Source organism: uncultured Amnibacterium sp. (assembly GCF_964245895.1).
GTDB lineage: Bacteria > Actinomycetota > Actinomycetes > Actinomycetales > Microbacteriaceae > Amnibacterium.
In genome coordinates this window covers 1-6957 of sequence record NZ_CAXTOQ010000167.1, presented here as the reverse complement: position 1 = coordinate 6957, position 6957 = coordinate 1, and the positions used below count along the sequence as shown (strand labels likewise).

8 protein-coding genes are annotated in these 6957 nt (G+C 74.4%); 6 read left to right on the top strand and 2 right to left on the bottom strand.

Translation table 11 applies throughout. The features are described from left to right. The 5 genes from ACFE60_RS16355 to ACFE60_RS16335 all read left to right on the top strand — a co-directional run. On the top strand, window positions 1–441 hold a 441-nt coding region (locus ACFE60_RS16355; protein ID WP_375389922.1), incomplete at its 5' end, for an aminotransferase class III-fold pyridoxal phosphate-dependent enzyme. Window positions 442–726: 285 nt separating this feature from the next. Next, a complete protein-coding gene (gene argF, locus ACFE60_RS16350) occupies window positions 727–1650 on the top strand; it encodes an ornithine carbamoyltransferase (protein WP_375389921.1) in 924 nt (307 codons plus the stop codon). A gap of 13 nt (window positions 1651–1663) precedes the next feature. Then, window positions 1664–3088 carry an argininosuccinate lyase gene (gene argH / locus ACFE60_RS16345; RefSeq protein ID WP_375389920.1) on the top strand — a complete coding sequence of 475 codons (1425 nt, stop codon included), beginning with the start codon at window positions 1664–1666 and terminating at the stop codon, window positions 3086–3088. Then, on the top strand, window positions 3085–3282 hold the full coding sequence (locus tag ACFE60_RS16340; RefSeq protein WP_375389919.1) for a hypothetical protein: 198 nt from the start codon (window positions 3085–3087) through the stop codon (window positions 3280–3282). Before argH ends, ACFE60_RS16340 begins: the two co-directional genes overlap by 4 nt. Before the next feature lie 2 nt (window positions 3283–3284). Next, complete coding sequence (locus ACFE60_RS16335) at window positions 3285–3911, top strand: DNA-3-methyladenine glycosylase (protein WP_375389918.1); 627 nt, start codon at window positions 3285–3287, stop codon at window positions 3909–3911. A gap of 228 nt (window positions 3912–4139) precedes the next feature. On the opposite strand, the gene ACFE60_RS16330 is transcribed toward ACFE60_RS16335, so the two are convergent. Both ACFE60_RS16330 and ACFE60_RS16325 read right to left on the bottom strand, forming a co-directional pair. Next, window positions 4140–4700 (bottom strand): hypothetical protein, encoded by a 561-nt coding sequence (locus ACFE60_RS16330; RefSeq protein WP_375389917.1) that lies wholly within the window; start codon window positions 4698–4700, stop codon window positions 4140–4142. A gap of 19 nt (window positions 4701–4719) precedes the next feature. Continuing rightward, window positions 4720–5322 (bottom strand): DNA-binding protein, encoded by a 603-nt coding sequence (locus ACFE60_RS16325; protein WP_375389916.1) that lies wholly within the window; start codon window positions 5320–5322, stop codon window positions 4720–4722. Window positions 5323–5408: 86 nt separating this feature from the next. Between ACFE60_RS16325 and tyrS the strand changes: the two genes are divergently transcribed. Next, window positions 5409–6707, top strand: coding sequence for a tyrosine--tRNA ligase (gene tyrS, locus ACFE60_RS16320; RefSeq protein WP_375389915.1), 1299 nt, complete (start codon window positions 5409–5411; stop codon window positions 6705–6707). The last annotated feature ends 250 nt before the right edge of the window (window positions 6708–6957 follow it).

Here is a 6957-nt window from a genome sequence, read left to right as displayed (position 1 = left end):
ATGGCCAAGGGCATCGCGGGCGGCGTGCCGCTCGGCGCGATGGTCACCTTCGGCGCGGCGAGCGGCCTGCTGCAGCGCGGCGACCACGGCAGCACCTTCGGTGGCAACCCGCTCGCGACCGCGGCGGCGAACGCGGTGCTCGGCGAGATCGAGCGCGCCGACCTGATCGGCAACGCGGAGCGTCGCGGCCAGGAGATCCGCGCCGCGGTCGAAGGGCTCGGCTCGGCGGCGGTGACGGAGGTGCGCGGCCGGGGCCTGCTGATCGGCATCGGCACCGTCGAGGGCGCGGCGCCGGCGATCGGGGAGGCGGCGCTCGCCGCCGGCCTGATCGTCAACCCGATCAACCCGACATCGATCCGCATCGCGCCGCCGCTGGTCGTGGGCGACCGCGAGGTCGCCGCGTTCACCGACCGCTTCCGGACGGCCCTCGCCGCCGTCTGACGGGGCATCCCGCCGGCCGAGGTGCGAGCGCAGCGAGCCTCGAGACCCGCGCCCGCCCGCTTCGGCAGGCTCCTCCAGCACCTGAGCAGGCCGTCCTCCCTTCAGCAGGCCGGACGGAGGGCTTGTGGCCTGCTGAAGTGCTCCTGGCCTGCTGAAGTGCTCCTGGCCTGCTGAAGTGCTCCGGCCTGCTGAAGTGCTCCCAGCCTGCTGAACCGCTCCCAGCCTGCCGAGGTGCTCCGCCGGCCCCGATCCGGACGATCCGCCGCGCGCCGATAGCGTTGACCGGTGACCCGCCACCTCCTCCGCGACGACGACCTGAGCCCCGCCGAGCAGGTGGAGATCCTCGACCTGGCCGTGCGCGTCAAGGCCGACCGCTGGGGGAGGACGCCGCTCGAGGGCCCGCAGACCGTCGCGGTGATCTTCGACAAGTCCTCGACCCGCACCCGGGTCAGCTTCGCGGTCGGCATCGCGGACCTCGGCGGCAGCCCCCTCATCATCTCGACGGCGAGCAGCCAGCTGGGCGGCAAGGAGACCCCCGCCGACACGGCCCGCGTGCTCGAGCGGATGGTGTCGGCGATCGTCTGGCGCACATACGCGCAGTCCGGGCTGGAGGAGATGGCGGCGGGCACCACGGTGCCGGTCGTCAACGCGCTGTCGGACGACTTCCACCCGTGCCAGCTGCTCGCGGACCTGCTGACCATCCGCGAGCACAAGGGCCGTCTCGCGGGGCTCACCGTGGCGTTCGTCGGCGACGGCGCCGACAACATGGTGCACAGCTACCTGCTCGCCGGCGCGACCGCGGGCCTGCACGTGCGCATCGCGCATCCGGAGGCGTACGCGCCGGACGCCGCGGTCGTCGGGGACGCGCGGCGCATCGCGGCGGGAACGGGCGGCTCCGTCTCGCTGACCCACGACCCGGCGGAGGCGGTCGCGGGCGCCGACGTGGTCGTCACGGACACCTGGGTCTCGATGGGCCGCGAGGACGAGAAGGCGGTGCGGATCGAGACCCTGTCGCCGTACCAGGTGACCGCCGACCTGATGGCGACCGCCGCCGACGACGCGCTCTTCCTCCACTGCCTGCCGGCCGATCGTGGGTTCGAGGTCGCGCCCGAGGTCATCGACGGGCCGCAGAGCGTGATCTGGGACGAGGCGGAGAACCGCCTCCACGCCCAGAAGGCGCTCCTGATCTGGCTGCTCGAGCGCGCCTAGGCTGACCGTCGACATGAGCGACCAGCACCGGGGGACGAACGCGGGATCGCTGTGGGGCGGACGCTTCGCGGAGGGCCCCTCCGACGCGCTGCAGGCCCTGTCCAGGTCGACGCACTTCGACTGGGTGCTCGCCCACCACGACATCGCGGGCTCGAAGGCGCACGCGGAGGCGCTCGCGGTCGGCGGCTACCTGACGCAGGCGGACCTCGCCGCCCTGCTCGCCGCCCTCGACCGCATCGACGCCCGCGTCACCGACGGCTCCCTGGTGCCCGGCCCGGACGACGAGGACGTGCACGCGGTCCTCGAGCAGGCGCTGCTGGCGGAGGCGGGGACCGAGCTCGGCGGGCGGCTGCGCGCCGGCCGCAGCAGGAACGACCAGATCGCGACGCTGATCCGGCTCCACCTCCGCGACCACGCCCGGGTCGTCGGCCTGCAGCTCGTCGACCTGATCGACGCGCTCGCCGCGCAGGCCGACGCGCACTTCGGCGCGATCCTGCCCGGCCGCACGCACCTGCAGCACGCCCAGCCGGTGCTGCTGGCCCACCACCTGCTCGCGCACGCCTGGCCGCTCGCGCGCGACCTCGAGCGGCTCGGCGACTGGGCCCGCCGCGCGGACCGGTCCCCGTACGGCTCCGGCGCGCTCGCCGGCTCCAGCCTCGGGCTCGACGACGAGCTCGTCGCCCGGCGCCTCGGCTTCTCGCGCACCATCGAGAACTCGATCGACGGCACCGCGTCGCGCGACGTCGTGGCGGAGTTCGCGTTCATCGCCGCGATGATCGGCGTCGACCTGTCGCGCCTGGCGGAGGACGTCATCCTCTGGTCGACGCGCGACGTCGGGTTCGCCCGGCTGCACGACTCCTGGTCGACGGGGTCGTCGATCATGCCGCAGAAGAAGAACCCGGACATCGCGGAGCTCGCGCGCGGCAAGGCGGGCAGGCTCGTCGGCGACCTCACCGGGCTGCTGACCACCCTGAAGGGGCTGCCTCTCGCCTACAACCGCGACCTGCAGGAGGACAAGGAGCCGGTCTTCGACCAGGTGACGACGCTCGAGACGCTGCTGCCCGCGATGACGGGCCTCGTCGCCACGCTGCGGTTCGACGTCGAGCGCATGGCCGCCTCCGCCCCGGAGGGGTACTCGCTCGCCACGGACGTCGCCGAGTGGCTCGTCAAGCAGGGCGTGCCGTTCCGGGACGCGCACGAGGTCACCGGCGCGCTGGTGTCCGCCGCGGAGGCGCGCGGCGTCGCGCTCGACGTGCTGACCGACGACGAGCTGCGGCAGGTGTCGCCCGCCTTGACGCCCGACGTCCGCGCGGTCCTGACCGTCGAGGGGTCGGTCGCGAGCCGCACGGGCGTCAGCGGCACGGCGCCCGACCGGGTGCGGCGCCAGCTCGCCGCGCTCACCGACCAGGTGCGCATCGCGAAGGGGGCGCTGCCGTGAGCAGGCGCACCCCGCGGGGCCCGCTGCCCCGCAGGGGTCCGACTCGCACGGGCAGCTACGGCGCGGGCCGCGCCGGGCGGTGGTCGAGCCCCTGGGTCCTCCGCATCGTCGTGATCGTGGCTGCGGCGATCCTGCTCGCGGCGGTGGTGCTCGCCGGGATGCAGGGGATCCTGTTCTCCGTGCCCTCCCGCTGACCGTGCCGGCCGACGCCGATCGCCGCCTGCTCGAGGCGCCGGCGCACGTGGTCGCGCCCCTGCTGCTCGGCGCCGTGCTCACGCACGTCACGCCGGACGGCGCCGTGGCCGTGCGGCTGACGGAGGTGGAGGCCTACGAGGGCGAGGGCCAGGATCCCGGCTCGCACGCGCACCGCGGCCGCACCCCGCGCACCGCGGTGATGTTCGGTGACCCCGGCCACCTGTACACCTACTTCACCTACGGCATGCACACCTGCGCGAACATCACCTGCCTGCCGTCGGGCCGCGCGTCGGCCGTGCTGCTGCGCGCCGGCGAGGTCGTCGCGGGGGAGGCGCTCGCGCAGCGGCGGCGGACCACGGCGAAGCGGGCCGCGGAGCTGGCGCGCGGGCCCGCCCGGCTGGTCGTCGCGCTCGGGATCGTGCTCGCGGACGGCGGTTCGGACGTGCTGACGCCCCCGTTCGGCCTGCGGCTCGCTCCCGTCGCCCCGGAGGCGGTCAGCGCCGGTCCGCGCGTCGGCGTGTCGGGGGAGGGAGGTGACGGCGACCGCTTCCCGTGGCGCTTCTGGATCACGGGCGACCCGACGGTCTCGCCGTACCGGCCGGGGAAGGCCCGCCTCAGGAGCGGGTGAGCGGACCGCGAGGTCGGGCCGGGGCGCGATCGTGCGTTCCGGGACGCCATCGGTGCGGGCGGGCCCTTCCGGCCCGATCCGGGCGTCCGCGGCCGCCCCGATCGGGCCGATGTCGCCCGTGCGCGGGACCGAGACAGCCCGCGCCGGGCGGAGACCGCCCGCGCCGGCTCGGCCCGCGTGGCCGCGACTGCGAGCGTCCCGCGAGGCCGCGGTGGCCGCCCGAGGACGTCAGGAGCGGGTGAGCAGCACCAGTCCGGCGGCGGCCGCCGCCCAGATCCAGCTGCCGAGGGTGCCGATGATGAACCGCTCGCGCACCGGCCCGTCGACCAGCTCCGTGAAGCGGCCGACGCCCTTGATGGCGATGACGACGGCCAGCGCCTCCGGCACCCCGGCGATGATCGCGCCGGTCACGGCCAGCCGCTCGAGCAGGCCGATCACCTCGCCCCCGCGCAGCACCTCCCGCTCGCCGACGACGATGCCGCCGTGCAGCCCCTCCCGCTCGTCGAACGTCGTCCGGTCGAGCAGCCAGCGCACGACCGGGCTGCCGCCGGCGACCGATACGGCCACGGCAGCGACGGCGGTGATCGCGGTGACGACCGCGGGTGCCCCCTCCGGCAGGACGGCGGCGACGACCACCGTGACCGCGAGCAGGGCCACGGCCAGGATGGTCAGGGGCCGGGCGGGTCGGCGCCAGGCGACGACCGCGACGACGGCTGCGGCGATCGGGCAGATCACGTACAGGATCCAGCCCAGGACGAAGAGGAACCAGAACGAGCCCGCGAACGCCACCGGAGGATCGTATTGGTCGTCAGGCGGGCGGGCCCACGTCGAGCGCACCGAGCGCGGCCGCCAGCGCCGGCACCGACTCCTGCTCGAGCCGCACCGCGGCCGCGCGCGCCCGCAGGCTGATCGCCTGCGGGGTGACGCCGAGCCGCGCCGCGATGCGCGCCTGGGTGAGGCCCTCGGCCGCGAGGTCGGCGACCTGCCATCCCTCCGGCGTCCTGCGGGCGCGGATCTCGAGCAGCAGCCCGACGAGGGCGGACACCCCGGACGCGTCCGAGGCACCGGCTGCGGCGACCGCGAAGCGGCGCGGGTCGCGCTTCGCCGCCTCGACCGCGTCGCGCGCGGCGATGAGCGCCGTGCCGCGCGCCTCGCCGGTCGTGGGCGGCAGCGGCGTCTCCACCTCCCCGATGCCGAGGCCGACGCTCCACCGCCCGTCGCGGGTCAGCCGGAGCACGGCGTCGAGCGCGGCGGCCGGCTGCGGGACGAGCAGCTGGAACTCGTCGCCGGCGGTGCGATCCGGCCCGCGCACCGCGCCGCGCGCCCGCCAGCCATCCCGGTCGGCGAGGATGCCGGCGACGCGGTCCTCACCGTTCCGGCTGTCGACCTGATCGACCGTCAATACGAACATGCCGCAAGTCTAGAGGCTTGTTTCGCAGCAATCAAGCATCCAGGCTTGACCCAACCCGGCGGAGGTCGGCTGCTAGCGTCGCCCGCGTGTCGACCGCGCTCACCCGTCAGCACAACGACTCCACCTTCGCGTCGCTCTGGGACGAGCTGGTGTGGCGTGGCCTCGTGCACGTCTCCACCGATCCGGAGGCGCTGGCGGCCGCGCTCTCGGCGGGGCCGATCACGGCCTACTGCGGGTTCGATCCCACGGCCCCGAGCCTGCACCTCGGGCACCTCACGCAGCTGCTCGTCCTGCGTCGCCTCCAGCTCGCAGGTCACCGGCCGCTCGGCCTCGTCGGCGGTTCGACGGGCCTGATCGGCGACCCCCGGCCGACCGCGGAGCGCGTGCTGCACACCAAGGACCTGATCGCGGACTGGGTGGGGGCGGTGCGCACCCAGGTCGAGCGGTTCCTCGAGTTCGACGGGCCTGCGGCCGCCGAGATGGTGAACAACCTCGACTGGACCGCCGGCCTGTCCGCCATCGACTTCCTCCGGGACGTCGGCAAGCACTACCGCATCGGCACCATGCTGAAGAAGGACGCGGTGGCCGCGCGGCTCGGCTCCGACGCCGGGATCAGCTACACGGAGTTCAGCTACCAGATCCTGCAGGGCTACGACTTCCTCGAGCTGTACCGCAGCCGCGGCTGCGTCCTGCAGACGGGCGGCAGCGACCAGTGGGGCAACCTGACGAGCGGGATCGACCTGATCCGGCGTGCGGAGGGGGTCGGCGTCCACGCGATCGGCACCCCGCTGATCACGGACAGCGAAGGCCGGAAGTTCAGCAAGAGCGAGGGCACGGCCGTCTGGCTCGACCCGGTCCAGACGAGCCCGTACGCCTTCTTCCAGTTCTGGCTGAACACCGCCGACGCGGACGTGTCGAGCCGGTTGAAGGTCTTCACGTTCCTGCCGAGAGCCGAGATCGAGGCGCTCGAGGACGCGACGCGGGACCGACCCGGCGCCAGGGAGGCGCAGCGCCGGCTCGCCTGGGACGTGACGGCCCTCGTGCACGGTGACGTCGCGGCGGACTCCGCGAGGGACGCATCGAGCGCGCTGTTCGGCGGCGGGGATCTCACGGCGGTCGACGTCGCGACCCTGCGTGCCGCGCTGGACGAGCTGCCCAGGACCGTCGCGACGCCCGGCGACCGCATCGACGTGGTCCTCACGACCCTGGGGCTCGCGAAGTCCAACGGCGACGCACGTCGCGCGATCGCCCAGGGCGGGGTGTCCGTCAACAACCGCCGGCTCGACGACCAGGACGCGGTGCTCGCCGACTCCGATCTGCTGCACGGCCGCTACGCCGTGCTCCGGCGCGGGAAGCGGACCCTGGCCGCGGTCGAGCGGGTCTGACGTCGAGGGGGTGCGACACGCCCGAATGTTTCGGGCACGTTGCAGGCAGATGCGCATCCCCGTAATGTCTCCTCCTGTCAGCGCGACGCCGCGGATGAGCTTCGACTCTCCGCCCACTGCCTGGCAGACCGGCCGAACGGCCAACCGGATCCGTCCCTCGGGGCTCGATCGTCGGGTTGGACGGGCTCCGGTCAGGAGGCGCCTCCAGCTGTTCGGCGGAAGTCGGGTGGGGGATGTGCGGCCGATCCTT